The organism is Streptomyces sp. NPDC044003, from assembly GCF_056435185.1.
In genome coordinates, this window is the sequence record NZ_JBWKFA010000003.1 from 835515 (window position 1) to 848816 (window position 13302).

The 13302-nt window shown below is 72.2% G+C and carries 17 protein-coding genes; 7 read left to right on the forward strand and 10 right to left on the reverse strand.

The window, feature by feature from the left end; all coding sequences use genetic code 11:
- The first annotated feature begins 229 nt into the window (after positions 1–229).
- Both AC07AW_RS15665 and AC07AW_RS15670 read left to right on the forward strand, forming a co-directional pair.
- Positions 230–943, forward strand: a complete 714-nt coding sequence (locus AC07AW_RS15665) for a hypothetical protein (protein ID WP_478815969.1) — start codon at positions 230–232, stop codon at positions 941–943.
- Positions 940–1311: a peptidase inhibitor family I36 protein gene (locus AC07AW_RS15670; protein ID WP_478815970.1), complete on the forward strand. Its 372-nt coding sequence runs from the start codon at positions 940–942 to the stop codon at positions 1309–1311. Before AC07AW_RS15665 ends, AC07AW_RS15670 begins: the two co-directional genes overlap by 4 nt.
- Before the next feature lie 36 nt (positions 1312–1347).
- Here the strand turns inward: AC07AW_RS15670 and AC07AW_RS15675 are convergent, their stop codons facing one another.
- From AC07AW_RS15675 to AC07AW_RS15690, 4 genes are all read right to left on the reverse strand, one after another.
- Positions 1348–2535: a globin domain-containing protein gene (locus tag AC07AW_RS15675; protein WP_478815971.1), complete on the reverse strand. Its 1188-nt coding sequence runs from the start codon at positions 2533–2535 to the stop codon at positions 1348–1350.
- An 85-nt stretch (positions 2536–2620) separates the two neighbouring features.
- Positions 2621–3070, reverse strand: coding sequence for an RrF2 family transcriptional regulator (locus AC07AW_RS15680; protein ID WP_478815972.1), 450 nt, complete (start codon positions 3068–3070; stop codon positions 2621–2623).
- A 36-nt stretch (positions 3071–3106) separates the two neighbouring features.
- Positions 3107–4069, reverse strand: a complete 963-nt coding sequence (locus AC07AW_RS15685; RefSeq protein ID WP_478815973.1) for a hypothetical protein — start codon at positions 4067–4069, stop codon at positions 3107–3109.
- A gap of 8 nt (positions 4070–4077) precedes the next feature.
- Entirely contained in the window at positions 4078–4479 is a 402-nt protein-coding gene (locus AC07AW_RS15690) for an SHOCT domain-containing protein (RefSeq protein WP_478815974.1), read from the reverse strand.
- Between the two features lie 207 nt (positions 4480–4686).
- Here AC07AW_RS15690 and AC07AW_RS15695 point away from each other — a divergent pair, with 207 nt between their 5' ends.
- On the forward strand, positions 4687–5127 hold the full coding sequence (locus tag AC07AW_RS15695; protein ID WP_478815975.1) for a DUF6325 family protein: 441 nt from the start codon (positions 4687–4689) through the stop codon (positions 5125–5127).
- Between the two features lie 2 nt (positions 5128–5129).
- Positions 5130–5477, forward strand: a complete 348-nt coding sequence (locus AC07AW_RS15700; protein ID WP_478815976.1) for an SHOCT domain-containing protein — start codon at positions 5130–5132, stop codon at positions 5475–5477.
- 16 nt (positions 5478–5493) lie between these two features.
- Here AC07AW_RS15700 and AC07AW_RS15705 read toward each other — a convergent pair whose 3' ends face one another.
- A complete protein-coding gene (locus AC07AW_RS15705; protein WP_478815977.1) occupies positions 5494–5943 on the reverse strand; it encodes a peroxiredoxin in 450 nt (149 codons plus the stop codon).
- Between the two features lie 85 nt (positions 5944–6028).
- Entirely contained in the window at positions 6029–6619 is a 591-nt protein-coding gene (locus tag AC07AW_RS15710) for a PadR family transcriptional regulator (RefSeq protein WP_478815978.1), read from the reverse strand.
- Positions 6620–6868: 249 nt separating this feature from the next.
- On the opposite strand from AC07AW_RS15710, the gene AC07AW_RS15715 reads away from it, so the two are divergent.
- From AC07AW_RS15715 to AC07AW_RS15725, 3 genes are all read left to right on the forward strand, one after another.
- Positions 6869–7354, forward strand: coding sequence for an SRPBCC family protein (locus AC07AW_RS15715; protein WP_478815979.1), 486 nt, complete (start codon positions 6869–6871; stop codon positions 7352–7354).
- 175 nt (positions 7355–7529) lie between these two features.
- Positions 7530–8894 carry a L,D-transpeptidase gene (locus tag AC07AW_RS15720; protein WP_478815980.1) on the forward strand — a complete coding sequence of 455 codons (1365 nt, stop codon included), beginning with the start codon at positions 7530–7532 and terminating at the stop codon, positions 8892–8894.
- Positions 8895–8916: 22 nt separating this feature from the next.
- Positions 8917–9174: a hypothetical protein gene (locus tag AC07AW_RS15725; protein ID WP_478815981.1), complete on the forward strand. Its 258-nt coding sequence runs from the start codon at positions 8917–8919 to the stop codon at positions 9172–9174.
- On the opposite strand, the gene AC07AW_RS15730 is transcribed toward AC07AW_RS15725, so the two are convergent.
- The 4 genes from AC07AW_RS15730 to AC07AW_RS15745 are packed head-to-tail and all read right to left on the reverse strand — an operon-like array spanning position 9123 to position 13177.
- Positions 9123–9938: an ABC transporter permease gene (locus AC07AW_RS15730; RefSeq protein ID WP_478815982.1), complete on the reverse strand. Its 816-nt coding sequence runs from the start codon at positions 9936–9938 to the stop codon at positions 9123–9125. The two genes, AC07AW_RS15725 and AC07AW_RS15730, sit on opposite strands and share 52 nt — an antisense overlap.
- 22 nt (positions 9939–9960) lie before the next feature.
- Entirely contained in the window at positions 9961–10884 is a 924-nt protein-coding gene (locus AC07AW_RS15735) for an ABC transporter permease (RefSeq protein ID WP_478815983.1), read from the reverse strand.
- Positions 10885–10894: 10 nt separating this feature from the next.
- On the reverse strand, positions 10895–12094 hold the full coding sequence (locus AC07AW_RS15740) for an ABC transporter substrate-binding protein (RefSeq protein ID WP_478815984.1): 1200 nt from the start codon (positions 12092–12094) through the stop codon (positions 10895–10897).
- Between the two features lie 45 nt (positions 12095–12139).
- The gene (locus tag AC07AW_RS15745) at positions 12140–13177 is read right to left on the reverse strand and encodes an ABC transporter ATP-binding protein (protein ID WP_478815985.1); all 1038 of its coding nucleotides are present in this window, start codon (positions 13175–13177) and stop codon (positions 12140–12142) included.
- Between the last annotated feature and the right edge of the window lie 125 nt (positions 13178–13302).

A 13302-nucleotide genomic window follows, 5' to 3' on the forward strand; every position in this document is an offset into this window, starting at 1 on the left:
TCCCCCGTCCAACCGGGGCTTTGTCGCGTAGGCGTCCTCCTCCCCCCCGTCCCTTCTTCGGTACCTCGGCGCCGCGTCTACGGCGCGTGAGGGGCGCGCACCCCGGCGCGTTCGACTCGTTCGAGTGAGCCTCGGCATGGTGGCCCGACCGCCGGGCAGTGATCTTCCCGAGCCGGTCAAGACGATCACTGCCGGCCGCTCCGACCAGGGACGATCGAAGGGGGACCCCATGGTCCGCACCACCTCCCGCGCCCGCCGCTCACTCCTCGCCGCAGCCGCCACGCTCCTGCTCTCGGGCTGCGCCACCGTCGGACCCGGCGGGCCCGAGCCCCCGGGTGTCCCGGCGAGCGCCGCGGCCCAGGACGAGCTCCTCGCATCCGCCGAGCACCGCCTCGTGGTGGACTGTCTCGAGGCCCGGGGACTCACCCTCACGGCCCGGCCCCGCGCTCCGGACGAGGACCGCACCTTCCAGGCGGCGCTCTTCGGCGCCGGACCCCGCGAGCTCTCCGTCACCCTCGCCACGGGCGCCACCGTCACCGCCCACGAGGACGGCTGCCTCGCCGGCGCCCGCCACCGGCTCTACGGGGACCAGCGCCGCTGGTTCCGGGCCCAGGTCACCGTCGACAACCTCCGAGCCGAGGCCCAGGCCCGGATGCGCTCCGACCCCGCCCACCAGGCGGCGCTCGCCCGCTGGACCCGATGCGCGAGCCCACCCGGCCACCCCCGCCCCGACCGCCCGGATCCCGCCGTCGCGGCCCGCTGCGCCCGCAAGACCGGACTGGCGGACGTCCGCGCCCGGCTGGAGGCCGCGGAGCTGGTCACGGTGTGCACCCTGCACCGCGACGAACTCACCACCTACCGGCAGCTGCGCGACCGCGCGCTGCGGCGGGCAGTCGAACTGTCCGCGTCCATCCACCCGCAGAAGGGCTCCACCCACTCGTGAAGCGACTCATCGCCACCTCCGCCGCCGCCCTCCTCGCCGTCACCTCCGGACTCGCCCTCGCCACCGCCGCCGGAGCCGCCGAATGCCCCACCGGTGAGTTCTGCGTCTGGCAGGACGTGAACTTCGGCGGTCAGCGCGCCAACTGGAGCGGAGACGACGGCTGGTGGGAGAGCTGGATCTCCGACACCGACTCCTCATGGGCGAACCACGGCATCTCGGGACCAGGAATCAAGGACCACGTCCAGGTCTACGAAAGCGCCTGGCAGGGCGGCAGCATGACCATCTGTCTCGCCCCGGGGCAGGAGGTCGGCTACGACGGCGCGGCCAACGACCGCGGCGACTCCCACATCTGGTCCACCGGCTGCTGACCCCTCCGTCGGCCGGGTGCCGAGGTCGGTGAGGGATCAGGCCTCGGCGCCGAGCCACAGGTCGGGGCCGAACACCTCGTAGTGGATGTCGGCCGCCGCGGTGCCCCGGCCGAGGAGGTCGCCGCGCACCGCGCGCAGGAAGGGCAGCGGCCCGCACAGGTACGCGGTGGTGCCCGCCGGCAGGTCGATGAGCGTGACGTCCGCGCGGCCCGGCCGGGCGTCGGACTCGCCCGGCTCCTCGTACCAGAGGTGCAGCGTCCCCTGGGGGAGGGCGTCCACGAGGCGCCGCAGCTCCTCGGCGTGCGCGTGCGTGGCGGGCGCGCGGTCGGCGTGCACCACGACGACCGGCCGGGTCGATCCGGTGGCGACCAGGTGGTCGAGCATCGCCAGCATCGGGGTGCTGCCGATGCCCGCCGAGGCGAGCAGCAGGGGACTGTCGCCCTCGGGCAGGACGAGGTCGCCGAACGGGGCCGAGACCTCCACGGTGTCGCCCGCGCGGGCGTGTGCGTGCAGCCAGGAGGAGACCTCGCCGGCCGGGTCGCCGTCGACCCGCTTCACCGTGATCCGCCACTGGGGGTGGCCGGGAGCGGCGGAGAGGCTGTACTGGCGGATCTGCCGGGCGCCGTCGGGCAGCGCGACGCGGACGCTCACGTACTGGCCCGGTCGGAACGGGGTGGTCGGGGTCCCGTCGGCCGGGCGCAGGACGAAGGACACCGTGTCGGCCGTCTCCTCCCGCCGCTCGGCGATCTCCATCGTCCGCCAGACCTGGCCCTCGGCGACACCGGCCTCCTGGTAGAGACGGGCCTCGACGGCGATGAGCGCGTTCGCCATCAGCCAGTAGACCTCGTCCCAGGCCTGTGCGACCTCGGGGGTCACCGCCTCGCCGAGGACCTCCACGATCGCGGCGAAGAGGTGCTCGTGCACGATCTTGTACTGCTCGGAGGTGACACCGAGCGAGGCGTGCTTGTGCGCGATCCGGGACAGCATCGCGTCCGGGCGGCTGTCCGGGTTCTCGAGCAGGGCGACGGCGAAGGCGGCTATGGAGCCGGCGAGCGCCTTCCGCTGCTCGCCGTTGGCCTGGTTGCCCCGGTTGAACAGATCGCGCAGGAGCTCGGGGTGGGCGGCGAAGAGGCGCCCGTAGAAGCGCTCGGTGATCTCGTCGAGCGCGCCGCCGACGGCGGGCAGGGTGGCGCGGACGACCGGAACAGCCTGCTCGGACAGCATGGGAACTCTCAATCTGGTAGATGATCTACCTATTAAAGGGTGTGGATGCTCCCCGTGGCCCAGTGGCCAGGTGGAGTGGGCTCGGTCAGGGGAGTTGCGTGGGGCGTGGGCTCAGGGTGAGGAGCAGGGGGCCGGTCGGCGAGCCCACGAGCTCCGCCACGGTGAGCGGGTCGAGCGTGCGGTAGAAGGCCTCCTGGGCCTCACGCAGCGCTCCGCGCAGCCGGCATGCCGTGCGCAGCGGGCATGGTGGATCGCCCTCGCAGGCGACGACCTCCTCCTCGCCCTCCAGGGTCCGGGTCAGCCAGCCCACCGAAGAACGGCGCCCCAGCTCCGTCAGAGCCAGTCCGCCGCCACGGCCCCGTCGCGCCTCGACCACGCCGAGGTGCTGGAGCTGTGTGACCACCTTCGCCATGTGGGCGTAGGGCACGTCCATCGACTCCGCCACCTCGCGGGTGGTGACGGACTCCTCCGGTACGGTGACCGCCAGGCGCATCACGGCACGGAGCGCCAGGTCGGTGAACTTTGTCAGCCTCACGGTCCGACCGTATCAAAGACGCATCTCGCATACCTATTAGGGGGCTGACTCTCGGCGCCGTCGCCTGCGCCGCAACAGCCACCAGCCTCCCGTGACCAGGCAGCTCGTCGTCAGGACGATCCCGGCCACCGGCCACCGCCCGCCCGCGATCCGGGTGTCGGTGACGATGACCAGGAACAGGGTGACCGCCGGGAGCAGCATCGATCCCAGCGCACGCAGCCCCGCCGTGGCCATGGCGGGGTCGACCCGGACGCCGCGCGGGGTGCGCGGGTCACGTGAGCCGACATAGAAGACGGTGGCCCGGTCGATCAGCCGGTTGGTGGCGCGGTTGTACGAGAGGGCCATGTACGGCAGCCAGACGAGCGGGGCCACCAGGCCCACCAGGAACACGCAGATGACGAGCGCCCACTGGCCGATTCGGGTCCATCGTCCGACCTTCTCGTCGGAGGGGGTGAGCAGTCCGAGCAGCCAGGCCATGCGCAGCAGCAGATCGCGGAACACGGACATCCGCCCCCGCCGCTGCCCCGATCGAGGGGCGCCGGGGGTGGCGTCGAGGGCGGCCCGGGCCGCCGCGGTGTCCGCGTACACCCCTTGCAGGACGAGCAGTTCGGCCGCGCGCTCCGGATCCGTGGTGTCGCGCCCGTCGGTGGCGGCGAGTTCGAGCAGCATGCGCGCCTGGGAGAGGAGGGCTCCGCAGAAGGCGAAGGGGATGAGGAGCATGAACGGCCCCCCGACGAAGGACCCCTCGGCGGTGACCCTCCGGCGCCCGCGGCTGACGACGAGGGCCCGCAGGGCCGCCGCGTCGGCCTCGGGGTGCTCCGCGCGGAGGCGTTCGACCGACGGCCCCGCCCCGGGGCCGAGGTGACGCAGGGCGAAGGAGGCGAGCGCTTCCGGCAGTCTCCCGGGCTCCGCCGCGACTTCCCGCAGCAGGGAACCCCTGAGCCCGTCGCCGCGCCCGCCCCCCTCGGTGCCGGCGCGCCGCCGTCCCGCCCGCCGCATGTGGAGTCTCAGGACAGGACCTTGGCCTTGGCCTTCTCGAACTCCTCGGCCGTGATGGCCCCCTTCTCCTTGAGGTCGGCGAGCCGGGCCAGTTCGTCGGTGGCGCTGCTGCCCCCGCCGCCCTGCGTCCCGGCGGTCTTGCGGATGTACTCCTGGAACGCCGCCTCACTCTCCTTGGCCTGCTTGACGTCCCGCTGGCCCATGCTCTTGCCGCGGGCGATGACGTAGACCAGCACGCCGAGGAACGGGAGCAGGATGCAGAAGATCAGCCAGCCGGCCTTGCCCCAGCCGTTGAGGGAGTGGTCACGGAAGATGTCGGTGATCACCTTGAACAGCAGGAACAGCCACATGATCCAGAGGAAGAACCACAGCATGGTCCAGAAGAGATTGAGGGCGGGGTAGTCGTCCATGCGTGCACACTCCGTTCCCGCGCAGGCCGGAGGCGGCCTGGCGATGCAGCGAGTTTCACCCAGCCTCCGCCCGTCCGCACGTCGTGCCGCCTCCTCGTGCGGGCCGGGCACGGCCGTGTTCGGATGGAGGCCGCGGACCGTCGCAGGACCCGGGCACCACCCGCCCGCGCCGGGCCGTGAACCGCACGAGGAACGGAACGGAGCAACATGGGCCCGGTGGAATGTGTCGTGCTCGCCTTCCCGGGGGAGCGACTGAAAGTGGCGGCGGTGACGGCCGTCGCGGAGCTGCGCAGAGCGGGCCAGGTGCGCCTGATGGACTCGCTCGTCGTGGTCAAGTCCGCCTCGGGCGAGGTGTCCACCTCGGAACTCGTCGAGTACGAGGAGTACGACGAGGCCACGGCCGAGATCGGACCCGAGGCCAATCTGCTGGGCCCCGAGGACGCGGCCGAGGCGGCCGAGACGCTCGAACCGGGTTCCTGCGCGCTGATGCTGCTCGTCGAGCACGTCTGGGCCGCGCGGGCGTCGGAGGCGATCCGCGAGTCCGGCGGCCGGATCGCCGGGACCGTACGCGTACCGCCCGAGCTGGTCGAAGAGGCGCAGGTCGCCTATCGCGAGGCCCTGACCGCCGTAGCGGCCGAAAGGAGCTGACCATGTTCCTGCGACGACGCCCCCTCCTGCGACCGGTCGTCCGGCCCGCCGGCGCGCCCCTGTTGCGCGGTGCCCTCGTCGGCGGCGCGGCCTACGCCGCGGGCCGCAGCTCTGCCCGCGCCGCGCGCCGCGAGGCGGACCAGGAGCAGGCCATCGCCGAACTCCAGGCCCAGCAGCAGGCGCCGCCGGCAGCACCGGCGCCAGCGCCCCCGGCCCCCGCCGCCCCGCCCGCCTCCGGCGGGGCGGCGTCGATCACCGACCAGCTGGCGCGGCTCGGCGAGCTCGCCCAGCAGGGCCTGCTCACGCCGGAGGAGTTCGCGGCCGCCAAGGCGAAGCTGCTGGGCGTCTGACAGAGGGTCCGCGGCGTCAGGCGCCGCGCAGGGCGGCCAGCGCGCGGTCCGCGTGGGCGCTCATCCGCAGTTCGCTGCGGACGACCTCCCGGACCCTCCGGTCCTGGCCGATCACGAAGGTGACCCGCTTCGTCGGCGCGAGCGAGAAGCCGCGCTTCACGTCGAACCGTTCCCGTATGGCACCGTCCGGGTCGGACAGCAGGGGGTAGCCGAGCGAGTGCCGCTCGGCGAACTCCTGCTGCCGCTCCACCCCGTCGGAGCTGATGCCGACCGGCAGGGCGCCGACGGCACGGAACTCGGCCGCGAGGTCACGGAAGTGGCAGGCCTCGGCGGTGCAGCCCGGGGTGAGGGCCGCCGGGTAGAAGAAGAGGACGACCGGGCCTTCGGCGAGGAGGCCGGTCAGTGAGCGCGGCGCGCCCGTCTCGTCCGGAAGAGTGAAGTCCTCGACGAGGTCACCGACGTTCATTTCAGGCCGTCCTCGGTCCGTCCGCATGGCGCCACCGGTGCCTCCGATGGTCGGCCCGTGACGTTACCGCACGGTAGGACCGGCGTCACCCCTGGCGTACCGCCTCCGGAGCCGCGCTCCGTGCGGCGGCGCGCCGGTCGAGCACGGCGAGGGCCCGCTCGCCCCAGCGCAGGTTCTCCTCCTCGAAGAACCGCCCCCGCATCAGCGTGAGGTACGGCCCGACGCGCTCCGCCTCGCCCAGGTACGTGTCCTCGTCCCGGCCGTCGAGCATCCGCTCCCGCAGCCGGTCGTAGCGGGCGAGCTTCGCCCTGGCCGTCTCCATCCGCTGCGCCACGAACTCCCGGACGGCCGCGGTGTCGCCCTCGTCGCAGGCCTGGACCTGCACCATCAGTTCGTCGCGGACGGCGCTCGGGCGCGGCGGAGTGCTCGTGTAACCGACCAGATCCTGACGGCCCGGCTCCGTCAGGCTGAACATCCGCTTGTTGGGGCGCCGTTCCTGCTCCACCACGCGTGCCGCGATCAGGCCGGCCTCGGCGAGCCGCTCCAGCTCGCGGTAGAGCTGCTGCGGGGTGGCGGCCCAGAAGTTGGCGACGGACACGTCGAAGATCTTGGCCAGGTCGTATCCGGAGGCCTCGCCCTCCAGGAGAGCTGCGAGGACGGCGTGCTTGAGGGACATTCCGACACGCTAGCAGCACGTTGAATAGTTTCCTCCGCACCTATTCACCGATGCGCCACCTGTGGACCACCGGCCCGGCACCTGTGGACCGCCGCCCCGGCACCTGTGGACCGCGGCCCCGGCACCTGTGGACCGCCGGCCCGGCATCCGGGAACGCCGGACGGAGGCCCTTCGCTGGCAGGTCCGTCCGGCGCCTGCCTAGGCTGGAGAGGGGCAGGCCGCGGGGGAGCAGATCCGAGGGGCAGTGCGATGGACAGCGACACGTTCGTGTACACCACCTACATCCGGACCACTCCCGAGGAGCTCTGGCAGGCGCTCACCGAGCCGGAGCTCACCCGCCGCTACTGGGGCGTGGCCTTCGAGTCGACGTGGACCCCCGGCGCGTCCATGGTCTGGGACGAGCAGGGCCGCAGGACCGTCGACCCCGAGCAGGTGGTGCTGGAGGCCAAGCCCGGCCGCCTCCTCTCGTACACCTGGCACACCTTCACCCCGGACTGGGCGGAGGCCGTCCGACTTGAACCGGAGATGTACGAGCGCCTCACCCGCGAGCGCCGGTCCCGGGTCACCTTCGTGATCGAGCCGTCCGGCGACACGGTCAAACTCACGGTCACCCATGGCGACCTGGAGCCCGACGGCACCATCAAGGGCCTGATCGGCGAGGGCTGGCCCGCGCTGATCTCCAGCCTCAAGTCCCTGCTGGAGACGGGCGAGGAGCTCCCGGAGCCGGCCCGCTGATCCGGCCCCGCACGGCTGCCCGCCGTCCTCCGGGCCCACTGACCCATTCGAGTCGTCTCGCCCCCGACTCCGCGCCACGCCCGGCGCCTGATGATCTTTTTCTCCTTTCATCCGTTTTGATGCTGCCGTCGGCAACGCCCGCCGACGCCACCGCATGAAGGGGATGGTGTCCGACGTGCCGTCACGCCGATACGCACGGGGGTGGGGAGCGCTCTCCCTCGCTGTCGGAGCCGTCCTCGTCAGCACGGCCGCCCAGGCGCCGGGCCCCGATTCCGCTCCCGAGCAGGGGGCCGCAGCGGACCGGGACGCCACCGCCGTCGTCTCCCTGGACGGCTGCTTCGCCGCCGATGGCCTGTGCTCCGCCCCGCCCCATGCGGTCGTGCTCGGCGGCGACCGTGTCCTCACGGGCCGGCCGTTCACGCTCGATCCGATGGCCACCGGCCGCGTGGAACTCGCGCTCCGCACCCCCGGCGTGCTCGCCGACGTCAACGTCACCGACCGGCGCGGCCGCCGTGTCGCCGGAGTGCAGAGCGCGGACCACACCCGGTGGACCAGCGCCGCACCCCTGCCGGCCGGCGCCCGTTACGCCGCCCGGATGGTCGTCGAGGGAGCGGGGGCGTACGGCCCGCACCGCGCCCGCCTCGACTTCCGGACCGCCCCGATGTCCACCGGGGAGCGGCTCACCGTCGCGTTCGGACCGGAGGACGGCGGCACGTACGGGGTGGGCCAACCGATCACCGCCGAGCTCAGCCGGCCCGTCCCGGCGGACGACCCCGCCGCCCGCCGCGCCGTGGAACAAGCCCTCGACGTACGGAGCTCACCCCACATCGACGGCGCCTGGCACTGGGTCGACGCCGTCACCCTCCACTACCGGCCCCGCACCTACTGGCCCGCCCGCGCCACGGTCCGCGTCCGCAGCGGCCTCGACGGGGTCCACCTCGGCAGCGGCCTCTACGGCGGCCCCTCGCGCACCCTCACCTTCACCACCGGAGCCCGGATCGAGGCCGTCACCGACGTCTCCGCCCACGAGATGAAGGTGTTCCGCGACGGGGAACTCCTGCGCACCCTCCCGGTCACCACCGGCAAGTCCGGCTACCGGACCAGAGGCGGCATCAAGGTCGTCCTCGGCAAGGAGCCCCTGGTCCGCATGCGCGGCGACTCCATCGGGATCGCCCGTGGCGCCGAGGACTTCTACGACCTCAAGGTCCGCTGGGCCACCCGGGTGACGTGGAGCGGCGAATACCTGCACGCCGCGCCCTGGTCGCTCGACTCCCAGGGCAGCGAGGACGTGAGCCACGGCTGTACGGGGATGAGCACCGAGGACGCCGCCTGGCTCTTCCACACCGTCCGCGAGGGCGACCTCGTACGGGTCGTCAACGGGTACGGGAAGCCCATGACGCCCTTCGACAACGGCTTCGGCGACTGGAACCTCGGGTGGTCCGAGTGGCTCCGGGGCAGCGCCCTCGCCACGGACACCGCCACCGGCACCACGGTCTCCGTTGCCAGGTCCGTCGCGGGTGCCCTGAGCCCGACACTCTGACCGCCCTACCGAAGGAGCAGCGATGCAGGAGATCACCAAGGTCGACGTCGGGGACGCGACGCTCTTCGTGGAGGCACAGCGCCTCGATCCCGACTCCGGACTCGAAGGGCTCGGCGACCGCCTGCCGGACCTCATCGACGTCACCGAGGCCCTCGCCTCCTTCGCCGGACGGATCGGGGAGGCGCTCCACCAGGCGGCCCCGGACCGTGCGACCGTCCAGCGTGTCTCTCACACCCGCCCGCCGCCCGGCGTGTCCGAGGAGAGGCGCTGGGCCGCGTAGATCGGGATCACCGAGAGCAGTACGAGCGCCGCCGCCACCACGTTCACCACCGGGGCCTGCTGAGGGCGGGTCATGTTGTTGAAGATCCACACAGGCAGGGTCTGCACCCCGGGTCCCGCCGTGAACGTCGTCACCACGATCTCGTCGAAGGACAGCGCGAAGGCGAGCAGCCCGCCCGCGAGCAGCGCCGAGCGCAGCAGCGGGAAGGTGATGTCCCAGAAGACGCGGAACGTGTGCGCCCCCAGGTCCATCGCCGCCTCCTCGTACGAGCCGGGGAGCCGTCGCAGCCGCGCCACCACGTTGTTGAAGACGACCACGATGCAGAAGGTGGCGTGGCCCACGACCACCGTGAACATCCCGAGGCCGACGCCGAGGGGCTCCAGGACGGTTCCGAAGGCCGAGTTGAGCGCGATGCCCGTGACGATGCCGGGCAGCGCGATCGGCAGCACCACAGCGAAGGAGACGGCCTCGCGCCCGAAGAAGGTGTACCGCTGCACCGCGAAGGCGATGAGCGTGCCGAGGACGAGGGCCACCGCCGTCGCCGCGAGACCGGCCTGGACCGAGGTCCACAGCGCCGCGCGGGCGCCCTCGTTGTCCCAGGCCGCCGCCCACCAGTCGAGCGTGAGGCCGGGCGGCGGCCAGCTCGCCGAGCGGTCCGGGTTGAGCGAGCCGAGCAGGACGAGCAGCAGCGGCAGGTAGATCGCCGCGAAGCCCAGACCGGCCGCGATGCGCAGCGCGATCCGCGCGGGACGGGAGAGGTTCATCGGTCGCGGTCCTTCCGGCCGTTCACAGGCTGCGCAGCGCGCCGGAGCGCCGCACCGCGAGCAGGTACACCACGATGACGGCGACCGGCACGGTGCCGAGCGCGGCCGCCAGCGGCAGGTTCAGGGTGACGTTGGAGTAGACGAGGTTGCCGATCAGCTGGGTCTTCCCGCCGACGATCTGCACCGTGATGTAGTCGCCGAGGCTCAGGGAGAAGGTGAAGACGGACCCGGCGGCCACCGCCGGCCACACCAGCGGCAGCACCACCGAGACGAAGGTCCGCCAGGTCCTCGCCCCGAGGTCCGCCGAGGCGTTCAGGAGGTTGTCGGGGAGCTGGGCGAGCGCGGTGTGGATCGGCAGCACCATGTACGGCAGCCAGAGGTACGTCAGGACGAGCACCGTCGCCGTGAGCCCGTACCCGGGTCCGCTCAGGCCGAACGGCCGTAGCGCCCAGTCCAGGGGCCCGCCCTCGGAGAGGATGAGCCGCCACGCGTACACCTTCACCAGATAGCCGGCCCACAGCGGCATGAGCAGCGCCACCACGAAGAGCGGGCGGCGGCGCGGGTGCGCGACGCGCGCGGTGTAGAAGGCGAGCGGGAAGGCGATGACGGCGCAGAGCGCGGTCACCGCGAGGGCGACGCCGACGGTGCGCAGCGCGACCGTCCGGTAGACGGGCGAGCTGACGAGTTCCTCGAAGTTCTGCGTGGTCCAGATCCGGACGACCTCGGACGTGAAGCTGTCGGTCGACCAGAACGCGGACAGGAACAGGGCCGCCAGGGAGCCGAGGTAGGCGAGGACCAGCCAGAGCAGCGGGGCGGTGAGCAGGGCCGCGAGCCGCAGCCGGGGCCGCCGGTGCAGGGCCCCGGCGAACCGCCGGACGGCACTGCGGCCGGGGCCGGCGGCTCGCGTCGCGGACTCGGGGGAGAGCCCGGGGGAGAGAGCGGTCATGGCGTCGGGGTCAGCCCTTGATCTCGTTCCAGGCCTGGACCCATTTGACGTAGGGCACGCAGCGCGCGTCCGTCCGGCCGTCCAGGCACTGCTCGATGGGCGTGGTCCAGAAGTGGACCTGCTTCCAGTACGCCTCGTCGCTCGCGTGGAAGACGGCGCAGTGGTTCTTGTCGGTGGTCTCGGCGCACGACTTGGCGTTGGCCGGGGCCTCGCCGAAGTACTCGGCGACCTGCGCGTTGGTCTTCGGCGAGACGATCCAGTCGAGCCACTTGTAGGCGCAGGTGGGGTGCTTGGCCTTGGCCGAGACCATCCAGGTGTCGGACCAGCCGGTGGAGCCCTCCTTCGGCAGGACCGCCTCGACCTTCGCACCCTCGGCCTTCGCGAGGTTGGCGATCACCTGCCAGCTGGTGCCGACCACCGAGTCGCCGCTCTTGAAGGCGGAGATCTCCTTGAGGTAGTCGCTCCAGTACTCGCCGATGTGGCCGTTCTGCTCCTTGAGCAGGGCCACGGCGGCGTCGAACTGCTTCTGGTCGAGGGCGTAGGGGTTCTTGATGCCGAGCTCGGGCTTGGTCGCCTTGAGGTAGAGGGCGGCGTCCGCGAGGTAGATGGGGGAGTCGTAGGCGGTGACCTTGCCGCTGTGCGCCGAGGCCTTGTCGAAGACGGCGGACCAGGAGTCGGGCGCCGGCTTCACCTTCTCCGTGTCGTACATGAGGAGGTTGGCGCCGCGGCCGTGCGGGATGCCGTAGGAGACGCCCTTGACGGAGTTCCACTCCTTGTTCTTGAGCCCGGCGAACACGTCGGCGTAGTTGGGCACGAGCGCGGTGTTCACGGGGGCGGCGTCGCCGGCGGCGATCAGACGGAGGGAGGCGTCGCCGGAGGCGGAGACGGCGTCGTACGCGCCGGTCTTCATCAGAGAGACCATCTCGTCGGAGGTCGCGGCCGTCTTGGCGTTGACCTGGCAGCCGGTCTGCTTCTCGAAGGCGCTGACCCAGTCGACCTTCGGGTCGTTGGAGCCGTCCTCGACGTATCCGGCCCAGGCGATCAGGTTGACCTCGCCCTCGGCCTTGCCGAGTGCGGTCGGCGCCTTGAGGTCGGGCGGGTTGAGGCCGCCGGACTTCCCGGAACCCGCCGGGTCGGCCGATCCGCAGGCGGTGACGAGGAGCAGCCCGGAGAGGGCGGCTGCGGTCAGGAGGGAGCGGTGCGGGCGCACGTGGTTCTCCGTTGCGTGAGGGGGACGGGGATGTCGACGCGTGCTCTACGCGTGGTCCGGGACGAGCACCGCGTGGCTCGGGTGCCACTGGAGGCCGATCCGGGCGCCCCGGAAGGCGGCGAGGTCGGCGGAGGAGGTCTCCAGGTTCTGCTGGAGGGCGGTGAGCCGGCCGCCGCCGTCGAGGTCGACCAGGAAGCGGGTGGAGTCGCCGAGGTAGACGACCTCGGCGACCGTGCCGGCGGCGGTGGCGTGGCCGGGGTCGGCGGGCGCCTTGTGGTCGGTGAGGATCCGGATCTTCTCCGGGCGGATGCTGTACGTGCCCGGTGCCCCGACCACCCGTCGCGCGGTGTCCCCGGTCAACAGGTTGGAGGTGCCGACGAAACCGGCGACGAAGGGGGTCGCGGGGCGCTCGTAGATCTCGGCGGGGGTGGCGACCTGTTCGATCCGGCCCTGGTGGAAGACGGCGATCCGGTCGCTCATCGTCAGGGCCTCCTCCTGGTCGTGGGTGACGAACACGAAGGTGATGCCGACCTCGCGCTGGATCTCCTTGAGTTCGACCTGCATCCGCTCGCGGAGCTTGAGGTCGAGCGCCCCGAGGGGTTCGTCGAGCAGGAGCACGCTGGGGCGGCCGACGAGCGCGCGGGCCAGGGCGACGCGCTGGCGCTGGCCCCCGGAGAGCTCGGCGGGCCGACGCCTGCCGAGACCGTCGAGTCCGACCTGCGCGAGGGCGGCGCGGGCCCGCACCAGGCGCTCGGCGCGGGGGACGCCGCGGACCTTCAGGCCGTAGGCCACGTTCTGTTCGACCGTCATGTGCGGGAAGAGCGCGTAGTCCTGGAAGACGGTGTGCACGTCGCGCTCGAAGGGAGCGAGCCGGGTGACGTCGCGGCCGGCCAGTTCGACGGTGCCGGCGGTCGGCTCCTCGAAGCCGGCGATCATCCGCAGCACGGTCGTCTTCCCGGAACCGGAGGGGCCGAGCATCGAGAAGAACTCGCCGTCCGCGATCTCCAGGTCCACCCCGGCCACGGCCTCGGTCCGGCCGTAGGCCTTGCGCAGTCCCGTCAGCCGGATCGCCATTCCCTCCATGGGCGGGAACCTTTCTGGTGCGGTGGAGCGTTGTTCGGGCGTGGGCGTAAACATATGAAGTCATAGTTCAAATCTCAAGACCCCTTTAAGGTAAAGCCTGAGTCAACGCTCGACGCGCGAGGTGG

What these genes read in the sequence shown, in the direction of transcription:
- AC07AW_RS15735 (WP_478815983.1), bottom strand. Translation starts at nt 10,884, where the DNA reads ATGACCGCTCTCTCCCCCGGGCTCTCCCCCGAGTCCGCGACGCGAGCC.
- AC07AW_RS15695 (WP_478815975.1), top strand. Translation starts at nt 4,687, where the DNA reads ATGGGCCCGGTGGAATGTGTCGTGCTCGCCTTCCCGGGGGAGCGACTG.
- AC07AW_RS15705 (WP_478815977.1), bottom strand. Translation starts at nt 5,943, where the DNA reads ATGAACGTCGGTGACCTCGTCGAGGACTTCACTCTTCCGGACGAGACG.
- AC07AW_RS15710 (WP_478815978.1), bottom strand. Translation starts at nt 6,619, where the DNA reads ATGTCCCTCAAGCACGCCGTCCTCGCAGCTCTCCTGGAGGGCGAGGCC.
- AC07AW_RS15745 (WP_478815985.1), bottom strand. Translation starts at nt 13,177, where the DNA reads ATGGAGGGAATGGCGATCCGGCTGACGGGACTGCGCAAGGCCTACGGC.
- AC07AW_RS15725 (WP_478815981.1), top strand. Translation starts at nt 8,917, where the DNA reads ATGCAGGAGATCACCAAGGTCGACGTCGGGGACGCGACGCTCTTCGTG.
- AC07AW_RS15685 (WP_478815973.1), bottom strand. Translation starts at nt 4,069, where the DNA reads ATGCGGCGGGCGGGACGGCGGCGCGCCGGCACCGAGGGGGGCGGGCGC.
- AC07AW_RS15715 (WP_478815979.1), top strand. Translation starts at nt 6,869, where the DNA reads ATGGACAGCGACACGTTCGTGTACACCACCTACATCCGGACCACTCCC.
- AC07AW_RS15690 (WP_478815974.1), bottom strand. Translation starts at nt 4,479, where the DNA reads ATGGACGACTACCCCGCCCTCAATCTCTTCTGGACCATGCTGTGGTTC.
- AC07AW_RS15665 (WP_478815969.1), top strand. Translation starts at nt 230, where the DNA reads ATGGTCCGCACCACCTCCCGCGCCCGCCGCTCACTCCTCGCCGCAGCC.
- AC07AW_RS15730 (WP_478815982.1), bottom strand. Translation starts at nt 9,938, where the DNA reads ATGAACCTCTCCCGTCCCGCGCGGATCGCGCTGCGCATCGCGGCCGGT.
- AC07AW_RS15675 (WP_478815971.1), bottom strand. Translation starts at nt 2,535, where the DNA reads ATGCTGTCCGAGCAGGCTGTTCCGGTCGTCCGCGCCACCCTGCCCGCC.
- AC07AW_RS15700 (WP_478815976.1), top strand. Translation starts at nt 5,130, where the DNA reads ATGTTCCTGCGACGACGCCCCCTCCTGCGACCGGTCGTCCGGCCCGCC.